The organism is Geothrix sp., from assembly GCF_020622065.1.
Lineage (GTDB): Bacteria > Acidobacteriota > Holophagae > Holophagales > Holophagaceae > Geothrix.
The window spans coordinates 1,070,305-1,090,746 of the sequence record NZ_JAHRYQ010000002.1 but is presented as its reverse complement, the minus strand read 5'-3'; the positions used below and the strand labels follow the sequence as shown (position 1 = coordinate 1,090,746).

Here is a 20,442-nt window from a genome sequence, read left to right as displayed (position 1 = left end):
ATGGGGGGCACGCGCAGCTTGATTCATGGCCGGCGGGTTAGATCGTTTCGGAGGCGCAGGAGCCCCGCATGGTCCGGAACAAGCCGCAAACCCTGCTCCAGGAAGGCCAGGGCGGGCCCGGACTGGCCCTGGGCCAGCATCCCCACCGCCGCCAGCCAGTGCCAGATGCCTTCGCCCCCGTTGGGACAGGCCTGGAGCGCCTCCTGGGCGTCCCTGGAGGCCAGCTCGTTCTGTTGGGTGTCCAGATCCAGCTTGATCAGGGCCCGGTACAGGCGCTCGTTTGCGGGGCTGTGGCCGAGGCCCTCCCTCAGGGTCGCCCGGGCCCTGTCAGGCCAGCCCGCCTGGTGTTCGAGGCTGGAGAGCAAGTGCACAGATGGGGCGAAGCCGGGGTTGGAAGCGATGGCTTTCTTCAAGGCCTCCACGGCCTCCCTGGGGCGCTGAACCGCCGCGAGGGCCAGCGCCTGGACATGGCGCGCCAGCGTGTTGCGGGGCTCGGAGCGCAGCACACGCTCCAGGAGGGGCAGGGCTTCGGCGGGATTCCCCAGGTTCAGCCGGGCTTCCGCGGCGGCGATCAACACAAAGGCGGGAGGGTGTTTCTCCAGCTTTTGGAAGGCCTTGAAGGCCTTGAGGACCAGCTTCCAGTCCTCCAGCATCTTGGCTTGCATGAGCAGCAGAAATTGCGCGTGGGCATTGCCCGGCGTCCGCGCGGCTTCCTTCTCGGCGATGGCCAGGTACAGGGGCTGCTTGGACTGGTCGTAGTCCGTGGCGAGCTTCCCATAATGATGGATGACAGCGGGGCAGGTCCCCACGGGGAGCCCCTTCGCCTGGAAATACCCATCCAGGATCTCGTGGATGGCCCCTCGAAAGGCCAAGTCCGGGAAGTTTCGGCAGAGGCGCAGCAGGGGGACATCCACGAAGTAGGAACAGGAGGAGCCCTCTGTGTACGAAGATGTATTCCGGCTGGGCACTTGGTCGAAGCAGAGTACATCTCCCGTGGGCACATAGCTTCGGACGGGCAGGCAGAACGCCGGGGCACCCCCGGGCTGGAGGGCGTCCCGGATCACCGCGTGGTCCGCCCGGTCCACGGCCTCGTCGGCATCCAGCACCAGCACCCATTCCTGAGTGCAGAGGCCGAGGGCGGCGTTTCTCGCGGCGGCAAAGTCGTTGCACCATTGGAAGTGGCCGATTTTGGCGCCAAAGGATGAGGCGATCTCGAGGGTGCGGTCCGTCGACCCCGTGTCCAGGATCACGATCTCATCGACCAGGCCCTCGACCGAGCCCAGGCAGTGGAGGAGGTTGGCCTCCTCATTCTTGACGATCATGGCCAGGGACAGCGTGGACATGCCCCATTGGAGCCCGGCTGGCCCCCGGCGGCAATAGTGATGGAAGCCGTCCCACGAGCCCTTCAAAAAAAGTTAAAGGTTTTTCGACCCCGGCCCGAAAGGGAGAAAGTCGGGGGTTTCCCCCACACAACTTGGTGGCACGGATGCCGCCGTTTGCATCACGGAGGATGCTATGTCAGTTCTCAATAATGTTGCCGCCCTGGGCGCTGCCCGTCAGATCGGCGTCACCAGCCTCAACCTCCAGAAGACCGTGGAGCGCCTCAGCACCGGCAAGCGCATCAATCGCGCGAACGACGACGCCGCCGGCCTGTCCATCGCCAACACCCTGGGCGCTGACGCCCGGGTCGCCACCCAGGCCTCCCGGAACGCCATGGACGGCTACTTCCAGGTCCAGACCGCGGACTCCTACATGGAAGAGGCCACGGCCCTCGCCACCCGCGCCGCCGAGCTGGAATCGGCCTACAAGGGTGCCGACACCGCCGGCAAGACCGCCATCGACGCCGAGTACAAGACCATCGGCGATGCCATCACGAAGTTCGATGGCCAGCGCGCGACCATCACCGCTGATGCCGGCGTCTACGGTTCGGTCACCGCCACCAAGACGGCCGTCACCGCTCTCGCCGCCTCCGCGGCCAGCGGCAATGCTGCCACCGTCCTGGCGGACATCGCCAAGGAGCGCGGCAACTACGGCGCCGTCATGACGCAGCTGCAGAGCTACGGCAACTCGCTCGCGACGATCTCCGAGAACAAGACCGCCCAGTACGACCAGATCATGGGTGCGGATATCGGCGCCGAAGTGGTGAAGATGTCCAAGTTCCAGATCCTGAACCAGGCGGGTATCAGCGCCCTGAGCCAGGCCAATTCGGCCGGCCAGTCCGTCCTCGCACTCCTTCGCTAGTAGGGATGGCTGATCACTCGGGGGGGCAGGTCAAACCTGCCCTCCCGAATGTCGGCTGAGGAGGCTGAAATGGCCGATCTCATCACCCCCACAGGCAGCTTGGCGGCCGGCGTTCAGGCGGTTTTCTTCAACGCTCCGAAGGCCCAGCCGGTCTCAGACCGACCCGCCCAAGTTGACGAACCCCGGCCCGCACAGCCGGGAACGGGGAATCCAGGTGCACCCGCGATGACGCTTGATCGGGCCGTGGAGGCCCTGCAGGCGCATGTGCAGCAGTCCTCGTCGGAACTCCGGTTCCTGGTGGACAAGGGCACGGGAAAAATGTATTTCAAGGTCGTCGACCACTCCACCGGAGAGGTCATCCTTCAGATTCCCTCCGAGGAGGTTCTGGGGGCGGCGAGGAAATTGCGTGAGATGGCCGACGCCAAGACCGCCGCTGGCATCCTGGTGGACCAGAAGGGCTGAGCCCGGCTGGGAGGGAGGTATTCCATGGCATCGTCGTCGGTCAGCTTTTCGGGCATCTTCTCGGGCGTCCAGACGGATCAGCTGGTGACAGCCATCCTCCAGCAGGAAAGCCTTCCACTGCAGCGCTTGCAGGCCCGGCAGGCGGCCAACACCAAGCGCACGACTGCGCTGACCACCATGAGCAGCAACCTGGCGGCCCTGGGTTCCAGCCTGGCGGCCCTCAGCGCGACGAGTTTCGACGCCCGGAGCGTCGCGAGTTCGGATCCCAACGGCACTTATGTTTCGGCGACCGCTTCGGGGGCCGCCGTAGGCAGTTATGACCTCCGGGTCACCCAGGTTGCCACCAGGGCCCGGATCTCGCCGGCCCAGGGCCCGGATCTCGGGGGCCCCACCAACACGATGGCGGTCGCCAACCCCCAGACCACTGCGATCTTCGCCCCGGGGAGCACCGAGAGCTTCGGCATCCGGGGGACGGATGGCGTGGTTCATACCTTCTCGCTCACCGATCCGGCTCAGAACAACCTCAACGCCCTGCGGGATGCCATCAACGCCTCCGGCGCGGGCGTGACCGCCTCGGTGGTCAACACGGGATCGGGCTCCACGCCCTATCAGCTGGTGCTGACGGCCCAGGACACCGGGACGGGCTCCACGCAGGGGGTGATCACCCTGGCGGACCTGACGGCCGGGGGCTCCACGAACACCATCGGCATCACCGCCTCCGCCGACCCTGTGACGCTGGCGGGTGGGCTGCAGTCGCCCGCAGCGGTGGACGCCCTCTTCACCTTGAACGGCGTTTCGCTCACCCGGAAATCGAATGTGGTGACCGATGCGGTGGATGGGATGACCTTCACCCTCAAGCAAGGTGGCCAGACGGGCAGCACCACCCTGACGGTGAGTCAGGACAAGTCCGCCATCACGACGGCCATGCAGGATGTGGTGAGCAAGTACAACACCCTGCTCCAGGCCTACAAGGCGGCCACGGCCGTGACCAAGGACAGCTCCGGCAACAAGACCGCGGGTGTGCTGACCGGGGACGGACAGACCCGCGCCATCATGCAGCAGGTGCGGGCCGCCCTCACGGGGGTCGCCACGGGGCTGCCCGGTGGCGCGACGCTCACGGCACCTTCGGCCGTGGGCCTCAAGACCGGGGCCGACGGAACCCTCTCTCTCGATGTCACGGCTTTCCAGAAGGCCCTGGACACGGATCCGGCCGCCGTCAAACAGATCTTCACGAATGCGGCCGGTGGTGGTGTGGCCCAGGTGACCGGCAAGACCATCACCGACATCACGGCCGCCGTCACGGGCAGCCTGGCCCAGGACATGCAGCAGATCACCCTCCAGAACCAATCCCTGACTTCCCAGATCAGCACCTGGCAGTCGCGGATGGATCGCCGGAAGGCCGTGCTCACCGCGCAGTTCGCCCGAATGGAGTCGGCGGTGTCGCAGTTGCAAGGGTCCGCCACGGCGCTGTCCAAGCTGAGTTGAACTTGAGTTCGTCCGGGCTCGGACCGATGAGAATCTGAAGGAAGGCATTCCCCATGACTCCTTATAGCCGCGCCACTGATCAGTACCTTGCCCAGAAGGTCATGGGCGCTTCGCCGGAGCAGTTGGTCGCCATGCTGCTCGAGGCTGGGCAGCGGTACCTGCTCAAGACCGTGCAGGCCATGGGCCGGCGCGATTGTCCGGGCCAGGCACAGGCCACGGACCGGGTCTTCGCCATCCTCCAGGAACTGACCCTGCGCCTGAACCGGGAAGAGGGCGGGGAACTGGCCACCAACCTCCTCCGCACCTATGAATGGTGGGGCCGGGAATTGATGCAGGCGAACATGAAGCGGCAGCCCGAGAGGCTGGAGCGCATCAGTGAGCAGATGGGCGACCTGAAGCAGACCTGGGAACAACTGCATCAGATGAAGGTGGGCGCGGCTCAGGCCCAGACGCCCTTTCTGACCGGCGCCCTCGCGGGATGAGTGACGCCCTGGTGCTCGGGCTGGTAGAGGAGCTGGAAGGCATCCTTGCGGACCCGGCGTGGGTTCCCGACCCGGACTTCCTGCTCGGATGGAACCAGCGGTTCGCGGAAGCCGCGGCCCGCGCCGAGCGCGGTCCGGAGTGGCCGGAGATCCTCAAGCGCGCCCATGCGTTAGGGGACCGGGTGCCTTCAGTCGTCGACCGGTTGGCCAAGGAGATGGATGCGATCCGGCATGAGCTCGCGGGGCAGGAGCGGGGCCAGCGCGCACTCAAGGGATACGGCGCCAGCGCCCGCTAAGAGCGCCTAACACCCTTCCCGAGATCGCGCGGGGAGACGCGTAGCGGGGGCACTGCGCACGGCGTGCGTGACGCGGCATCGCGACGCCCGCCGGGGCTGTACCGAGGGTTCTAATGGGCCTAGGCCGTTCCGAACAGCCGGTCGCCCGCGTCGCCCAGGCCAGGGAGGATGTAGCCCTTGTCGTTGAGCTGGCGGTCGACGGCGCCCACGACGATTTTCAGGTCGGGATGGTCGGCGTGGAGGCGCTCGAGGCCCTCGGGGGCGGCGAGCAGTGCGACGAGGGTGAGGTTCACGGCGCCGGCGCTCTTGAGCTGTCGGACCGCTTCCGATGCGCTGCCGCCCGTGGCGAGCATGGGGTCGAGCACGAAGACGGGGCGCGCCTCGAGCATGGGCGGGAAGTTCCGGTAGTAGGGTACGGGCACCAGGGAATCGTGATCGCGGTAGAGCCCGAGGTGGCCGACCTTGGCCGTCGGGAGCAGCTGCAGGAAGGAGGGCAGCAGGCCGAGCCCAGCACGCAGTACGGGGACCAGCACCAGATCGAGGGACTTCAGGCGGAGCGTGGTGGTGCGCTCCAGCGGCGTTTCCACGACCACGGATTCGACGGGAAGGTCGCGCGTCGATTCGACCGCGAGGATCAGGCCGACCTCTTCGATCAGCGCACGGAAGAGGCTGCCGGGTGTCTTGCGATCACGGATGAGGGAGAGCTTGTGATGGACGAGGGGATGGTCAAGCACATGGATCGTCATGGGTGCCTCGGGCGTTTCGGCGGGGTTCCACGGGCCGCATTCACGGCGCCGCAGAGGTGATGGATGGCGCGAGTTGAAGCCTAACAGGAGGAGCCTGCGACCCGCGGCACGAAGCGGAACCACCCGCGCACAGGGCGTTCCGACGGTTCCAGGCCAGGATCGCGACGGAGTGTGGCCGAAGGGATCGCAGGCCGTGAAGCGCGCGATGGTGCGGGTTCCCAGGGGTCGGCGCGAACACGCGCATCGATGCGGCGTTGCTGGATCCAGCGGTGATCGCGTGGATCGGATGGAGGAGAAAGCGGTTCACCCGAGTGGGAAACGAATGGGCACCTGGGGGGGAGGTAGCGTCAAAAAAAATGAAGATTTTTCGTTTTTCTCTGTTGACCTCATCCAGATCGCTGGTTTTATGTTGAATCAGAGGAAAAACGACCGATCATCTTCCCCATAGGGCCAACAGCGAGGTATCTGAGATTTGGAGCGTGGGAAATGCTAAAGAAAGTCGCCATCTTCAAGGCCCTGGATGTGGAAATCAAGAAGCAGCGGGGCCCTGTGGCGGTGAAAGATGCCTACAAGGGTCATCATTCGTTGAAGGAAGAGCTTAGCCAGCCTGGAATCACTATCTTAGGTGAGGTGGCCGGGGGCGATCCCGGCCGTGGCCAGGTCCGGGAGTCGTACAAAGCCTCGACCCATGCCAAGAGCCTGGTCGAAAACGGAGCCCGGGCCCTGTCGGTGGCCACGGACAAGTTCCTCTACTACGGCGAGGACAAGCACCTCTCCGAAGTCCGGGGCCAGGTGAAGGTGCCCTTGATCCGCCGCGAGTTCATCTTCGAGGAGTACCAGGTCGAGGAGAGCAAGATCCTCGGCGCGGACGCCATCTTCCTGATGCCAGCCCTGCTGAGCGATGAGCGCCTCCAGGTGCTCCTGAAGTTCGCCACCAGCAAGGGACTTGATGTCGTGGTCGAGGTGACCTCGGAGGCTGAGTTGCAGCGCGCCGTGGAAGCGGGCGCCGACATCATCTGCGCCGTGGGGAGGAACCTCGATACATGGGCCGCCTCATGGGATCAGGCCGTGGCGCTGGTCAAGAAGGTGCCCAAGAGCTGCCTGAAGCTGGTCGAGGGCGGCATCCACCGGTTGGAGCAGATCAAGCAGATGGAGGCCCTGGGTGTCCATGGCCTGGTCATCGGCGATGCCCTTCTCGATGACTACTATCCCGGCAAGCGCCTGGCCCAGATCCTGGCTGGCGTGGAGCCCCCGAAAAAAGCCGCGAAGCCCAAGGGCAAGACCGGCTCTGCCGCTGAGGCGGCGCAAGCCCCCACGGCTGCATCTGCAGCCAAGGAACGCCCATCCACCCCGCGGAAAGATGTGTCCGCACCTGGCATGAAAGATGCTAAGGACAAACCATCTTTCCGTACGACCCCTTCCAACCTCGCCCAAAAGGGCGCAAAGGAGCCACCCATGGCCGAACTGACCAACCTGGTCGCCCCCACCGAACCCGTCGCCGCCAAGAAGCCGGCGAAGAAGGCTGCCCCCAAGAAGAAGGCCGCCGCCAAGAAGCCCGCCGCGAAGAAGGCCGCGCCGAAGAAGGCCGCCGCCAAGAAGCCGGCTGCCAAGAAGGCCGTGAAGAAGGCCGCGCCGAAGAAGGCCGCCGCCAAGAAGCCGGCTGCCAAGAAGGTCGTGAAGAAGGCCGCGCCGAAGAAGGCTGCTGCGAAGAAGGCTGCGCCGAAGAAGGCCGCCGCGAAGAAGGCTGCGCCGAAGAAGGCCGCTGCCAAGAAGACCGTGAAGAAGGCCGCGCCGAAGAAGGCCGCCGCCAAGAAGCCGGCCGCCAAGAAGGTCGTGAAGAAGGCCGTGAAGAAGGCCGCGCCGAAGAAGGCCGCCGCCAAGAAGCCGGCCGCCAAGAAGGTCGTGAAGAAGGCCGCGCCGAAGAAGGCCGCCAAGAAGTAGGGCCAATCGGCTCATCCAACCTGGCTAAGATCAGAGGGGCGCGCTGGCGCGCCTCTCTGAGCCGGGTGTCTCCATGATCATCATCGACCGCATTGCCGCCCTCGAAGTGCTCGACAGCCGGGGTAATCCCACGGTGCTGGCTCGAGTGCACCTTTCCGATGGGACGGTCGGTCAGGCCCTTGTTCCCTCGGGTGCCTCCACGGGGAGCCGCGAAGCCCTCGAGCGCCGAGATGGCGACAAGAAGCGCTACCTCGGGAAGGGCGTCCTCGGCGCCGTGGACGCCATCAATGTCGAACTGGCGGTCGCGCTGCAGGGCATGGATCCGCTCCAGCAAGCCGAGCTCGACGAGCTGATGTGCGACCTGGATGGGACTGAGAACAAGGCCCGCCTGGGCGCGAACGCCATCCTGGGCGTATCCATGGCCCTGGCCGACGCCGCGGCCCAGGCCTCCCGCATGCCCCTCTACCGCTATCTGGGCGGAGCCTCCGCGCGGCTGCTCCCCGTGCCGATGATGAACATCCTCAACGGCGGGGCGCACGCGGACAACAATGTGGACATCCAGGAGTTCATGGCGCTGCCGGTGGGTGCCCCGAGCTTCCGGGAGGCCCTCCGCTGGGGAGTCGAGGTCTACCATGCCCTCAAGGGCGTCCTGAAGGCCCGTAAGCTGTCGACGGGGGTCGGGGACGAGGGCGGATTCGCTCCGAACCTGGGCTCCAATGAAGAGGCCTTGGAGCTCATTGGCGAGGCCGTGAAGAAGGCGGGGTTCAAGCTCGGCAAGGATGTCTTCCTGGGGCTGGACTGCGCCGCCAGCGAATTCCACACGGGCAAGACCTACGCCCTGGACGGCGCCCACAAGACCCCGGCCCAGCTGGTGGCGTATTACGAAGGCCTGGTGGCCCGGCACCCCATCGTCTCCATCGAGGACGGCTTCGCCGAGGGGGATTGGAAGGGCTGGAAGGCCCAGACCGTCGCCATGGGCGCCAAGACCCAGCTGGTGGGCGACGACCTCTTCGTGACCAACCCGGCGATCCTCGCCAAGGGCATCCAGGAGGGCGTGGCCAATGCCATCCTGATCAAGCTGAACCAGATCGGGACGGTCACCGAGACCCTGAAGGCCGTGGACATGGCCCACAAGGCCGGCTACCGGGCCATCATCAGCCACCGGAGCGGCGAGACCGAGGACAGCTTCATCGCGGACCTGGCCGTGGCCACCGGCGCCGGGCAGATCAAGACCGGAGCCCCCTGCCGCACCGACCGCGTGGCCAAGTACAACCGCCTGCTTCAAATCGAGTGGGAACTGGGCGCCGCCGCCCAGTATGCGGGCCGCGAGGCCTTCGGATCCCGCCTTAGTTAGGAGAACCCGGGCATGAACGCCAACTGGCTCCTGAAGTCCTCCACCCTGTGGGGCGTGCTGGGAGCCTCGGGCCTGCTCTCCCTGATGGCGCTGCTCTTCTCGGAGGGCGGCCTGCCCGAACTGCGCAAGCGCGAAGCGGAGCTGGCCACCGCCCACGCCCGGCTGGTCGAGCTTAACCGGCGCAACCGGGAGCTGCTGGAGGAGGTCCAGCGCCTGGCGGCGAAGGACCCCGAGCTCATGGAAGCCCTGGCCCGCCGCCAGGGCTACGCGCGCCCCGGCGAGACGGTCTACACCTTCCGCAACCGGGAGCGGTAGCTTGGAACTGCATCTCGCCTCCGCCTCGGGCAATGTGTTCGGCTACCTCTGGGCTGATGAGGCTAAAGATTGTTCTGGCGAGGATTATGCGAAAATCTTCTGCCCGAGGGGCCACGGGTTCGGTTTAGATGGCCTTTTTTTGATGCAAAAGCCGGAATCGGGGTTCTGGCAGCTGGAGCACTGGGATACCGACGGCTCTAAATCCTTTTGTTCCAATGGAAGCCGGGCGGCCATGGCCCTCCCGGGAGCCCCGGAAGGCCCCCTGGTCGAAGCGCTCTCCAGCGGCGAGCGCATTCTCCTGCGCCGGGACGAAGACGGTGTCGGCATCCGCATGCCCGAGGGGACGGGCTTCGGCCTGCGGCCCGTTCCCATGGCCACGGAGGTACCCGCGGGCTTCGGCTGGATCGGCAACCCGCAGCTGGTCCTGCGCGTGCCATCCGTGGCGGCGGTGGACCTCCCGGTCCTGGCGCCGCCGCTCCGCCATCACGCCTCCCTCATCGGCGGAACCAATGTGAATGTGGTCGAGGTGCTCGGGCCGGGCGAGGCGCGCATCCGTTCCTGGGAGCGCGGCGTCGAAGGCGAAACGCTCTGCTGCGGAACCGGCAGCGCCGTCGCGGCGGCCTGGCTCGCCCGGACTGAAGGCCCCGGCACCTGGCGGCTCCACACGGCGGGAGGCGAGGTGGTCACCGTGAGCCTCGCGCTGGACGCGGAGGGCGCGTGGCACGACTTGTGGCTTTCCGGCCCGGTCCGGCGGTTGGGGATTGTTCATCCAGAACCCTCGCTCCTGCTGCGGATGCGCCACTGATCGCACCGGCACTTCGCCGTGGAACCCGACCTGCTAGACTGGCGTGTTCCACACCCGAAGGGATGCCGAGATGCGTGGTTTGTCCAGCGCCAGAGCGATGATGAGGGCCGCCTGATGCGAGCCCGGGTGGTGGCATTGGCCAACCAGAAAGGCGGGGTGGGCAAGACCACGACGGCCATCAACCTCGCAGCTTCGCTTGCGATGATGGAGAAGATGGTTCTGCTGGTGGACTTCGATCCTCAGGGCCACAGCACCACTGGTCTCGGGTTCCCCAAGCCGGACCACCGTGCGGGATCCTACGCGCTGATGAAGGGCGCCCCAGCCGAAGCCCTCGTGCTGAGCACGGAAGTGCCCATGATGCAGGTGATCCCCGCAGGCAAGGATCTGGCGCAGCTGGAGTTCGAACTCTTCGAGCTGCCCCAGCTCCAGGTGCTGAGGCAGGGTCTTGCGCCGCTCATGGACCGCTTCGACTACATCCTCATCGATCCGCCGCCCAGCCTCGGCATGATCACCCTGAACGCCCTCACCGCGGCGGACGAGGTCATCGTCCCCATGCCTTGCGAGTTCTTCGCGCTCGATGGACTGGCAGAACTCACCGAAACGCTCCGGCGCATCCAGGCCGGTCCGAACCCCCGCCTCCGGCTCGGTGGAATCCTGCTGACCATGGCGGAGGAGCGGACCAACCTCGGGGCGGCGGTCGCCGCCGAAGTGCGCCACGCCTTCCCGGGCAAGGTCTTCCAGACCATGATTCCCCGCAACATCCGGCTCGCCGAGGCACCCAGCCACGGCAAGCCCGTGGCCTTCTACGACCTGCGATCCAAGGGCGCCCAGGCCTACCTCAACCTCGCCAAGGAGTGGTTGGAGTTGGATGTGCCCGCGAGGAGGGAAGCTTGATGACCCAGCTGAAGCGCCCGGCCCTGGGCCGGGGACTGACCTCGCTCATGAGCCAGATGGCGCCGGACGATGCCAACCAGCGAGAGCTGCCCCTGGGCAGCCTGGTGCCCAACCGCGCCCAGCCCCGCACGCACTTCGACGAGACCGCCCTGGCGGAGCTGGCCGAAAGCCTGAAGCAGCACGGCATGGTCCAGCCCATCGTCGTCCGCAAGGTCGGCGAGCAGTTCGAGATCATCGCCGGCGAGCGCCGCTGGCGGGCGGCCCGGAAGGCCGGCATCGCCATGGTGCCGGTGGTGATCAAGGAGGTCCCGGACGACCGCCTGTTGGAATTCGCCCTGGTCGAGAACATCCAGCGCCAGGAGTTGAACCCCATCGAGGAGGCCACGGCCTACTGGCAGCTGGGGGAACACCTCCGGCTCACCCAGGAGCAGGTGGCGGACCGCGTCGGCAAGTCGCGTCCGCAGGTCGCCAACACCCTGCGCCTGCTGCGCCTCCCGGCGGAGTTGAAGGCGGATGTCTCCCACGGCCGTCTCAGCACCGGCCATGCCAAGGTGCTGCTCGGCGTGGCGGATCCCCGCCTTCAGGAACAGCTCGCCCATGAGGTCGTGGAACAACAGCTGAGCGTGCGCGCCCTGGAGGCCCGCATCCAGCACCTCCAGAAGCAGAGCAAGACGAAGGGCAAGAAGAAGCATCCCCAGGAGTTGTTTATCAAGGCCGCGGCGGAGGAGCTCACCCAGTCCTGGGGCACCCGCATCGAGATCAAGGCCAAAGGCAAGACGGGCACCCTGGTCATGCACTACGGCAGCGAAGGCGAGTTGGACCGCCTCTTCGAGGCCCTCAAGCACGGTCCGGCGAAGCGCCGCTAGCACCGTGTCCCAAGGTTAGGAGTCCCCATGTCGTCCTGGTTCGTGAAGAAGCGTCAGCAGAAGACCGCCGTCGAGGAGAAGACCGTCCGCGTGCCCGAGGGCCTCTGGATCAAGTGCGAGGCCTGCAAGGAGTTGATCTACCGCAAGGAGCTGGTCAACACCCACAATGTCTGCCCCAAGTGCGGCTACCACTTCCGCATCGGGGTGGATGAGCGGCTGGAGAACCTGATGGACGAGGGCTGGACCGTCCTCTTCAGCCACCTGCGGAGCGGGGACCCCCTCGGGTTCGTCTCCACCAAGAGCTACAAGGACCAGCTGAAGAAGCTGGAGCAGGCGGGCCAGACCGAGGATGCCGTGGTCGTGGTGGAGGGCACCCTCTCGGGCACCCCGGTGGTGGCCGCCGTCATGAACTTCGACTTCCTGGCCGCCAGCATGGGCAGTGTGGTGGGTGAGAAGATGCGGCTGGGGGCTGAGCGGGCCCTGGAGAAGCAGTGCGCCTTCCTCATCGTGAGCTGCAGCGGGGGTGCCCGCATGCAGGAGGGCACCCTGTCCCTCATGCAGATGGCCAAGGTCAGCGCCGCCCTGGCCAAGCTCGACAAGGCCGGCCTGCCCTACCTCAGCATCCTGACCGATCCCACCACGGGCGGTGTGAGTGCCAGCTTCGCCATGCTGGGCGACCTGAACATCGCCGAGCCCAAGGCTCTCATCGGCTTCGCCGGCCCCCGCGTCATCGAGCAGACCATCAAGCAGAGCCTTCCCGAGGGCTTCCAGCGCTCGGAATTCCTTCAGGCCCACGGCATGGTGGACAAGGTGGTGAACCGCGATCACCTCAAGGATTTCATCGCCGCCTGCCTGGTGTGGATGATGCCTTCGCCCAGGGACTGATGAACGGCGGCCTGGACCTCGTCAACATTCCGCGCCTTCAAGAGCGGGGACACCTCGGCATCAAGTGCGGGCTGGAGAACATCCATGCCCTGCTGGATGGGCTGGGCCGCCCCGACGAGGGCTACCCGGTCATCCTCATCGCGGGCACCAACGGCAAGGGCAGCACCGGGGCCTTCCTGGCGCACATGCTGAAGGCCGCGGGCTTCGTGGTGGGGTGGACCACCTCGCCTCATCTGGTGGATGTCACCGAGCGCATCTGGGTGGATGGCGAGCCCATCGGTGCCGGCGCCCTGGAGCTGTTGCTGGGAGAGGCCTTCGAGGCCGAGGCCCGGGCGGGCCTCCAGGCCACCTACTTCGAGTTGATGATCACGGCGGCCCTCTCGGCCTTCCGCATGACCGGCGTGGAAGTCGCCCTGGTCGAGGTGGGCATGGGCGGGCGCTGGGATGCCACCAATGCCACGGAACCCCTCCTCACCGTGCTCACCAGCGTGGGCCTGGACCACCAGCAGTACCTGGGCGACACCCGGGAGGCCATCGCCCGGGAGAAACTCTGCACGGCCCGCGACGGCCGTCCCCTCGTGCTGGGCCCCACCCTCGATCCCGCGTGGATCCGCCCCCTCCTCTCCAGCGAGCCCACCCTGCATCCCGCGCCCCACCTGGGGCCCGCCGACATCCGCTGGGACCACTCGCGAGTCGGCGGCAGGCGCGTGGGGCTGGCGGGGCTCCACCAGCTGGACAACCTGGCCACGGCCTTCGAGGTGGTGCGTCAGCTCCAGGCCCTGGGTTTCCCCATTCCCGATGACCGCCTGTGGCCGGGGGTGGCCGAGACCCGCTGGCCCGGCCGCCTCTGGAGGGTGCCTGGGCTCGAAGGCGTGTGGATGGACGGCGCCCACAACCCCGATGGAGCCCGGGTGCTCGCCGATCATGCCCTGGCTTGCGGCGTCCGGCCCCACCTCTCCTTCGGGGCCATGGGCGACAAGGACTTGGCGGGCGTGGCCGCGGAGCTGAAGCGGATGCGACCCCTGTCGGTGACCTTCATCCAGGGCGATGCCCCACGGTACGCCACGGCCTCGGCCCTGGGGCAGGCCTGGGGACTGGAGGCCCCGATGCTGACCCTGCGGCAGGCGGTGGCCCACCTGAAGGCGCCCTCCGATGCCCCGCGCCTGGTGACGGGCTCCCTCTACCTGGTGGGCGACCTGCTGCGCGAGTTCGGGATTCCCGCCCGCTGACCGGACCCAAGTTCCGGGGCGCGTCGGCCGATGAGATGGCGTGCGACGAATCCTGTTGATGGCCTGCCTCGCGGGTGCCCTGGGCGCCCAGGCGCCGCACCGCATCCTCGCGGTGGAGCGCAAGGGCCTGCCCCCCTACGAAGTCGCCGACCGCATCTACCGGCTGGAAGGAGGCCAGGACCGCGGGCTCCGGGTGGGCCACCGCCTGGCCTTCCGACATCCGGGCGAAGCCAGGACGCTGGGACATTTCCGGGTGGTCGAGGTGCGGGCCACCGAGGCCGAAGCGCGCTTCGAGCCCATTGGAGCCGCCTATCCGCTGAAGGGGGATCTGGCCTGCCGCGAGGATCTGGCGGGCCTGCCGGTCCTTGCCCTCCCGGAGCCCGGACCGATCCCCGTCCCGGTCCAACCTGACCGGCCGGCGGGGCCGCCGCCGCAGGAAGGGGTGATCTTCTTCCTGCCCCAGCGCGCCGACCTGAGTCCCGCCGGGCACCAGAAACTGAAGACCTGGGTGGAGGCCTGGGGCGCACCGGGCCGCTGGGTCGTGCAGGTCCCCGCGACCAAGGCCCTCAAGCCGACCCTTCAGAAACAGCGGACGGAGTCGCTGCTGGCCGGGCTGCGGGAGCTCGGCATCGAGCACCCGGTTGTGGAGACCGATCCGCGGACGGCGGACGGCAAGTACGATCCAGCCTGGATTCGCCACTGGGACTGAGGCGCTAACCTGGACCCATGTCCTCCGGTTCCGCTCGCGCCGTCGCCCTCGCCCTCGTCGCCAACGGGGGAATCGCCGTCTCCAAGTTCGGCGTCTTCCTGCTCACGGGCAGTTCGAGCCTCCTGACCGAAGCCATCCACTCCACCGCGGACTGCATCAACCAGGCCCTGCTCTTCCTCGGCATGCGCCAGGGCGCCAAGCCGGCCACGGCGAAGCATCCCCTGGGGCACGGCCAGGCAGCCTTCGTGGCCAGCTTCCTGGTGGCCCTGCTGCTCTTCAGTGTGGGCGGGCTCTACTCCCTGGTGGAGGGCCTCCACAAGATCCGGCATCCCGAGCAGCCGCACCAGCTCGGATGGGCCGTGGCCCTGCTGGCCTTCGCCCTCGGTCTGGAGGGTTGGTCCCTGCGCGGCGCCCTCCGCGCGGCTGGACCCGAGCGACGGGGGCGCTCCCTGCTGCGGTACCTGCGCCAATCCAGCAGCACCGAATTGGTGGTGGTGCTGGCGGAGGACATCGCAGCCCTCCTGGGCCTGCTGTTCGCCCTGGCCGCCGTGCTGCTGACCCTGGTCACGGGCAACCCCGTGTGGGACGGCATCGGGAGCGTGGCCATCGGCGTCCTCCTCATCGCCGTGGCGGGCTTCGTCGGCGTGGAGGTGACCAGCCTCCTCCTGAACGAGGCGCCGCCCCTGGCGTTGAGGGCGGCCCTCCGCGCCGCCGTGGACGAGGATCCGGCGGTGGACCGCGTGCTGAATCTGGTGGCCGTCCTCGTGGGGAGCGACCGTCTCATGGTGGCCCTGCAGGTGAAGTTCCGGGACCAGCCCAGCGGCACGGCCCTGGTGGCGGCCATCAATGCCCTGGAGCGCCGCCTCCACGAGCGTTTTCCCCAGATCCAGCACCTCTTCGTGGAGCCCGACGAGGTCTGAGGCCGATCATTCCCCGATGATCTTAATAAGGATGCGCTTGTCCCGCCGGCCGTCGAATTCGCCGTAGAAGATCTGCTCCCAGGTGCCGAAATCCAGGCGGCCGCCGGTGATGGCCACCACCACCTCCCGGCCCATGATCTGGCGCTTGTGATGGGCGTCGCCGTTGTCCTCGCCGCTGCGGTTGTGGAGGTAGCCTCCCTGGGCGGGATCGGATCCCGGATTGAAGGGCGCCAGCCGCTCCAGCCAGCGGAGGTAGTCCTGCTTGAGGCCGGATTCCTCATCATTGATGAACACGCTGGAAGTGATGTGCATGGAGTTCACCAGGCAGAGGCCCTCCTGCACCCCGCTGTCCCGGACGGCGGCGGCCACTTCCTCCGTGATGTTCACGAAGCCGGTCCGGCCGGGGACATGGAGCGTGAGGACCTTCCGATGGCTCTTCATGGGCGAAGCATAACGAAAACCCCGGGCCGGAACCCGGGGTTCGTGAAATCGGGGGGATCAGTAGCCGACGATCTGGAAATCGTCGAAATTCATGCGGTTGGCACTACCATCGGTCTTGCGGACCTCGAACCGGATGCCGCCGGCCACATTGACGGTGAAGGTGGCGGTGGCGAGCGTGGTGGAGGAGGTGGTCACGGTGCTGCCGGCCTGGGTCCAGGTGGCGCCGCCGTTGGTGGAGTACCAGAGGCCCCAGGTGGAATTGCCGTCGGTGCCGTACTTGGCGTGCTTGAGGGAGACGGTCTTGGCCCCGGTGGGGAAGGTGAAGCCCATGGTCACCTTGCCGCTGTTGCGGACGCGCACACTCTGGGCGCCAGCCTTCCGGTCGCTGGTGGTATTGCCCAGGAGGGCGTCATCCAAGGTCCAGGTGCCGGTGGCCAGGGCCACGGTGCCGATGGCGTAGGCGCCTTTGGTGCCGGTGTTGAAGGACTCGGTCAGGCTGGATCCGGCGCTGGCGGTGAAGGCCGCCGCGATGGTGTGGTTGGCGGTCACATTGCTGAAGGTGTAGGTGCCGAGCGCCCCCTGGTTGACGCCATCCACGGTGACGCTGCTGATCACATAGCCCGCGGCCGGGGAGATGGTAAAGGTCTGGCTTCCGCCGTTCGCCACGCTGACGGCACCCGCCGGGCTGATGGCTCCGCCCGTGCCGGCGCTGGCGGTGAGGGTGAAGGAGGCGGCGTTCACGGTGATGGTGCGGGTGGCCGAAGCGGCCTGCCCCTGATTGCTGGTGGCCGTGAAGGTGGCCGTGTAGGTGCCGGCCGTGGGGTAGGCGTGGCTGACAGGGCCGAGGGCCGCGGCGGTGCCGCCGTCTCCGAAAGCCCAGCCGTAGCTCAGGGTGCTGCCATCCGAGATGCTGGCGCTGCCCTGGAAGGTCACGGCACCTCCGGCGGTGATCGTCGGATTGGAGGCGGGGGAGACGATGCCCACCACCGGGACCGGAGCGCTGGCCGCCCCCGCCAGGTAGGTGGTGGCGTTGAGGAAGAAGGCCCGGTTGCTGTTGAGGGTGTAGCTGTTGTGGAGGGCCTTGCCGGAAGTGCTGGTGGTGCCGTCATCGGCCGGGGCGCTGTCGCTGATGGCCACCACCCGGCCGGCCCCCACGGTGCAGGTCACGATGAAGGAGCCGGTGTCTCCCGACACCTGGGTATGGAGGATCTCCTGCACATTCGGGTTCTGGGCGGGGTTGAGGTTCAGGTAGGAGTAGGAATGGAAGTCCATCAGGCCCAGCGAGCCGTAAGTCCCGCGGATGATGGCCTGCTCGGCGGGGCTGGTGCCCAGGGCGAAGGCCGTGCTGGTGGTGTTCGCCAGCGCATCGCCCGGCCCGTGTCCAGGCACAAACGAGAAGCCGTAGGGATTGCCGCCGTTCACTGTCACCAGATCGTTGAACACCGTGTAGGCGTCGGTTCCGCCCGTGCCGCTGTAGCGGACGGCACCAGGATGGTTGCCGACCATGAAGAGGCCGCCGCCGTTCTGCACGAAGGTGAAGATGGCCTGCTTCTCAGCGGTCGTGAACTTCAGATACGGCTCAGGGATGACATAGACCGCGTAGTTGCTCAGGTCCTGGGGATTGGTGGCATCGCCATAGGTCACACGCCCCGTGGGCGGGAGCGTCTGCACCGCATACCCGGCCTTGAAGAGGTCGAAGCCCCAGGCGCTGATGCCGCCGTTCCAGTCCGCTTCGGAGGCAGGCGCGGCCGGGCTGGGGTTGGGCTCGCTGGCGGAGCAGATCACCCACTCGGCCGAGGTGCCGGCCTCTTCGTGCCGGGTGTGGTCGAAGAGGATCTTTTTCGGGGTCTGGGCCCTCAGGCCCAGACCCAGGCTCAGGGCCAGGATCGGGATCAACAGGATGCGGAACGCGCGCATGGTCACCTCGTGGAAAGGAAGGATTCCACCCCATTCCACCCGCCCCGGGCGTGACCGCGAGGTGAATTCGGCGGTCTTAACAACAATTAACATCCGGGTCCTCTCGGCGCCTCCAGGGCACACTGGTGGGACCCTTCCAGGACCCGACATGCTCCTCGTCTCCGCCTTCCTCCTCCTGCTGCAGACGCCGGTACCCGCCCCGGCCACGACCCCGCCCCCAGATCCCGTGCCGCCCGCGCGCATCGAGCTGACCACGCCCTTTCCGGTGCACCTGGGAAGCGTGGGGCCGCGCGAGATCCGCGAGGCGGTCTACGGCATCAAGAGCACCCACGACCGGCCCTTCCACCTCCGCGTGCTGGACCTTTCCCTCGGCCTGAGCCTGGAGGGGGACCAGCTGGCCGCACCCCTGCAGCCGGGCGAGGTCCGTCGGGTGAAGGTGAAGGTGGATCCGTCGGGCCTGCTGGGGTTCATCAAGGGGGCGGTGCGCCTGGGCACGGACGATCCCGGGCAGCCCAACTACATCCTGCGCTACGACATGATCGTGCGGCCCGAGGTGTCGGTGGATGCCGAGCGGAAGACCTTGGGCGAGGTGGCACCCCACGAGAGCCCGGAGCTCCGCTTCCATTTTCGCCGCGAGGGTGGCGACCCCCTCAAGCTGGTGCTGGCCTCCGAGCTCCCGCCCCACCTCGAGGCAGACCTGATCCACGAGGGCGAGACCGGAGACTTGCGCCTGACCCTGCGGCCTGGTCGGCTCCAGCCCGGCGTGGCGGCGGGGCTGGAGGTGCTGAAAGTGGCCACCAACGCCCCCCAGCAGCCCCTGTTCACGCTGTATGTGGACTGGCGGATCGTGCAGCCGGTGATGGCCAGCCCCTCGCGCCTGGTGTTCACGGACCCGAAGACCACGCTCCTCAGCGTGGAGCTGACGGCCCGCGATGGCCGCCCCTTCCGCATTCTGAAGACTGAGATCGAGGGGCAGGGCTTCAGCCTGCTGGACGCCCCGGGGCCGGAGGCTGCCCGCCAGGTGCTGCGGATCCGCCGCACGGGCCGCACGGCCGAAGCCATGCTGGTGCTCCGGTGCTCCAACCTGGAGGCGTCCCTGAAGGTGCCCCTGCGCTATCTGGATCCGAAGGCACGGCCCGCGAAGGGGGCCGTGCCGGCCCCATCCCCCGTGGAAGAGGCGGGACCGCGGCACACGCATTGATCCAAACCCGAACTCGGGTCTGAACTTGGGCCTGAACTTGGATCTGGGCGCCGGGTCCGGGAATCAGAGGCTGGCCGGGGCGGCTTTGCTGCCTTTGAGGCGGAGGGTCACCTTGATGACCTGGCCCTCCCGCAGGACATCGAAGACGACCTCGTCGGCGGGGGGCTCGAGCTCGAGCATGGCCAGGAACTGGCCCTCGTTCTCGATGACCCGGCCCTGGTAGGCCAGCAGGATGTCGCCCATGGTCTTCACGCGCCCATCCGCATCCACTTCCAGGGGGCGGAGCCCCGCCCGACCGGCGGGTGAATCCGCATCCACCTCTTTCACCACCAGGCCACGGGTGATGCCGAAGACCCGGTGGGCCTCGTAGGCGAGAAGGGCGACGAAACCCATGCGGGGGGGTTCCAGGCGGTCCCGGGCAATGAGCTTGGGCACGATGTCGTTGAGGGTATCGACGGGGATGGCGAAGCCGATGCCCACGGAGGCCCCCGTGGCCGCGGCGATGGCGGTGTTCATGCCCACTAGGCGCCCCGTGCTGTCGAGAAGCGGGCCGCCGGAGTTGCCGGGGTTCACCGCGGCGTCCGTCTGGATGGCGTTCAGGATCCGCGTGTTGTAGCCCGTGTCGATCCCCCGGCCCAGCGCGGAGATGACGCCCTTGGTCAGCGAGTGGTCCAGGCCGAAGGGGTTGCCGATGGCCATGACGGACTGGCCCACCTGGAGGTCGTGGCTGCGCCCGATGGGGATGGGGCGCATGGCCTCCAGGGGCGCGAAGACCTGGAGCACGGCGATGTCGAGGGCGAAGCTGGTGCCGATGACCCGGCCTTTGTAGGTCTTCCCGTCGGCCAGCGTGACCTCCACCTCGTCCACATCGCGGACCCGCCGCCCACCCTCCTCCACGGTGATGACATGGTGGTTGGTGACCACATGGCCCCACTCATCCCACACGAACCCGGTGCCCGTGCCGGTGGGGACCTTGGTGATGTCCAAAGTCCGGAGGTCCTGCACGGGGGCGATGGCCGAGACATACACCACGCTGGGCTTGGCCTCCTTGAAGCGCCGGATCGTGTTCTTCTCCTCGGCCCCCAGGGGTGCCCTCTGAGTCACGGTTCGGGGCTTCGCGTGGGCCCGGAAGCGCTGGATCGTCGCATCCTCCGTGGGGGCGGATTTGGGAGGCTCCTGGCCCTGGAGGAGGGCGGTCAGGAGGAGGAGGGTGCAGGACAGGCGGATCATGGGGGCTCCCTCCGAGATTATGC

General features: G+C 67.3%; 21 protein-coding genes. 16 read left to right on the top strand and 5 right to left on the bottom strand.

Annotation, left to right across the window (positions count from 1 at the left end):
- Positions 1 to 23: 23 nt before the first annotated feature.
- A complete protein-coding gene (locus QZ647_RS14450) occupies positions 24 to 1,343 on the bottom strand; it encodes a TPR domain-containing glycosyltransferase (protein WP_291272830.1) in 1,320 nt (439 codons plus the stop codon).
- Between the two features lie 172 nt (positions 1,344 to 1,515).
- Here QZ647_RS14450 and QZ647_RS14445 point away from each other — a divergent pair, with 172 nt between their 5' ends.
- The 5 genes from QZ647_RS14445 to QZ647_RS14425 are packed head-to-tail and all read left to right on the top strand — an operon-like array spanning position 1,516 to position 4,966.
- Complete coding sequence (locus QZ647_RS14445; protein ID WP_286354598.1) at positions 1,516 to 2,241, top strand: flagellin; 726 nt, start codon at positions 1,516 to 1,518, stop codon at positions 2,239 to 2,241.
- A gap of 48 nt (positions 2,242 to 2,289) precedes the next feature.
- On the top strand, positions 2,290 to 2,703 hold the full coding sequence (locus tag QZ647_RS14440) for a flagellar protein FlaG (protein WP_366526179.1): 414 nt from the start codon (positions 2,290 to 2,292) through the stop codon (positions 2,701 to 2,703).
- 24 nt (positions 2,704 to 2,727) lie between these two features.
- On the top strand, positions 2,728 to 4,188 hold the full coding sequence (gene fliD / locus QZ647_RS14435) for a flagellar filament capping protein FliD (protein WP_291272829.1): 1,461 nt from the start codon (positions 2,728 to 2,730) through the stop codon (positions 4,186 to 4,188).
- Between the two features lie 53 nt (positions 4,189 to 4,241).
- Entirely contained in the window at positions 4,242 to 4,670 is a 429-nt protein-coding gene (fliS, locus tag QZ647_RS14430; protein WP_286354601.1) for a flagellar export chaperone FliS, read from the top strand.
- On the top strand, positions 4,667 to 4,966 hold the full coding sequence (locus QZ647_RS14425; protein WP_291272828.1) for a hypothetical protein: 300 nt from the start codon (positions 4,667 to 4,669) through the stop codon (positions 4,964 to 4,966). Before fliS ends, QZ647_RS14425 begins: the two co-directional genes overlap by 4 nt.
- Positions 4,967 to 5,085: 119 nt before the next feature.
- Here QZ647_RS14425 and upp read toward each other — a convergent pair whose 3' ends face one another.
- A complete protein-coding gene (gene upp / locus QZ647_RS14420) occupies positions 5,086 to 5,712 on the bottom strand; it encodes a uracil phosphoribosyltransferase (protein ID WP_286354603.1) in 627 nt (208 codons plus the stop codon).
- A 486-nt stretch (positions 5,713 to 6,198) separates the two neighbouring features.
- On the opposite strand from upp, the gene QZ647_RS14415 reads away from it, so the two are divergent.
- The 10 genes from QZ647_RS14415 (at position 6,199) to QZ647_RS14370 (ending at position 15,630) form a co-directional block, all read left to right on the top strand.
- Positions 6,199 to 7,653, top strand: a complete 1,455-nt coding sequence (locus QZ647_RS14415) for a hypothetical protein (RefSeq protein WP_291272827.1) — start codon at positions 6,199 to 6,201, stop codon at positions 7,651 to 7,653.
- A gap of 73 nt (positions 7,654 to 7,726) precedes the next feature.
- Positions 7,727 to 9,007: a phosphopyruvate hydratase gene (gene eno / locus QZ647_RS14410; RefSeq protein WP_291272826.1), complete on the top strand. Its 1,281-nt coding sequence runs from the start codon at positions 7,727 to 7,729 to the stop codon at positions 9,005 to 9,007.
- A 12-nt stretch (positions 9,008 to 9,019) separates the two neighbouring features.
- A complete protein-coding gene (locus QZ647_RS14405; protein ID WP_286354606.1) occupies positions 9,020 to 9,322 on the top strand; it encodes a septum formation initiator family protein in 303 nt (100 codons plus the stop codon).
- 232 nt (positions 9,323 to 9,554) lie between these two features.
- Positions 9,555 to 10,127 (top strand): hypothetical protein, encoded by a 573-nt coding sequence (locus QZ647_RS14400; protein WP_291272825.1) that lies wholly within the window; start codon positions 9,555 to 9,557, stop codon positions 10,125 to 10,127.
- A gap of 114 nt (positions 10,128 to 10,241) precedes the next feature.
- Positions 10,242 to 11,021 carry a ParA family protein gene (locus tag QZ647_RS14395; RefSeq protein WP_286354608.1) on the top strand — a complete coding sequence of 260 codons (780 nt, stop codon included), beginning with the start codon at positions 10,242 to 10,244 and terminating at the stop codon, positions 11,019 to 11,021.
- Entirely contained in the window at positions 11,021 to 11,887 is an 867-nt protein-coding gene (locus QZ647_RS14390) for a ParB/RepB/Spo0J family partition protein (protein ID WP_291272824.1), read from the top strand. Before QZ647_RS14395 ends, QZ647_RS14390 begins: the two co-directional genes overlap by 1 nt.
- Before the next feature lie 27 nt (positions 11,888 to 11,914).
- Positions 11,915 to 12,772, top strand: a complete 858-nt coding sequence (accD, locus tag QZ647_RS14385) for an acetyl-CoA carboxylase, carboxyltransferase subunit beta (RefSeq protein ID WP_291272823.1) — start codon at positions 11,915 to 11,917, stop codon at positions 12,770 to 12,772.
- The gene (locus tag QZ647_RS14380; protein ID WP_291272822.1) at positions 12,772 to 14,001 is read left to right on the top strand and encodes a Mur ligase family protein; all 1,230 of its coding nucleotides are present in this window, start codon (positions 12,772 to 12,774) and stop codon (positions 13,999 to 14,001) included. The genes accD and QZ647_RS14380 overlap by 1 nt, the downstream gene beginning before the upstream one ends.
- A gap of 40 nt (positions 14,002 to 14,041) precedes the next feature.
- Positions 14,042 to 14,710: a hypothetical protein gene (locus tag QZ647_RS14375; RefSeq protein WP_291272821.1), complete on the top strand. Its 669-nt coding sequence runs from the start codon at positions 14,042 to 14,044 to the stop codon at positions 14,708 to 14,710.
- Positions 14,711 to 14,727: 17 nt separating this feature from the next.
- Positions 14,728 to 15,630: a cation diffusion facilitator family transporter gene (locus QZ647_RS14370; protein ID WP_291272820.1), complete on the top strand. Its 903-nt coding sequence runs from the start codon at positions 14,728 to 14,730 to the stop codon at positions 15,628 to 15,630.
- Positions 15,631 to 15,636: 6 nt separating this feature from the next.
- Here QZ647_RS14370 and QZ647_RS14365 read toward each other — a convergent pair whose 3' ends face one another.
- Together QZ647_RS14365 and QZ647_RS14360 are read right to left on the bottom strand one after the other, a co-directional pair.
- Positions 15,637 to 16,071 (bottom strand): secondary thiamine-phosphate synthase enzyme YjbQ, encoded by a 435-nt coding sequence (locus tag QZ647_RS14365; protein ID WP_291272819.1) that lies wholly within the window; start codon positions 16,069 to 16,071, stop codon positions 15,637 to 15,639.
- A gap of 57 nt (positions 16,072 to 16,128) precedes the next feature.
- Entirely contained in the window at positions 16,129 to 17,988 is a 1,860-nt protein-coding gene (locus QZ647_RS14360) for a PKD domain-containing protein (protein WP_291272818.1), read from the bottom strand.
- 148 nt (positions 17,989 to 18,136) lie between these two features.
- On the opposite strand from QZ647_RS14360, the gene QZ647_RS14355 reads away from it, so the two are divergent.
- Positions 18,137 to 19,189, top strand: a complete 1,053-nt coding sequence (locus tag QZ647_RS14355) for a hypothetical protein (protein ID WP_291272817.1) — start codon at positions 18,137 to 18,139, stop codon at positions 19,187 to 19,189.
- 63 nt (positions 19,190 to 19,252) lie between these two features.
- Here the strand turns inward: QZ647_RS14355 and QZ647_RS14350 are convergent, their stop codons facing one another.
- Positions 19,253 to 20,419, bottom strand: a complete 1,167-nt coding sequence (locus tag QZ647_RS14350; protein ID WP_291272816.1) for a trypsin-like peptidase domain-containing protein — start codon at positions 20,417 to 20,419, stop codon at positions 19,253 to 19,255.
- Positions 20,420 to 20,442 lie beyond the last annotated feature (23 nt).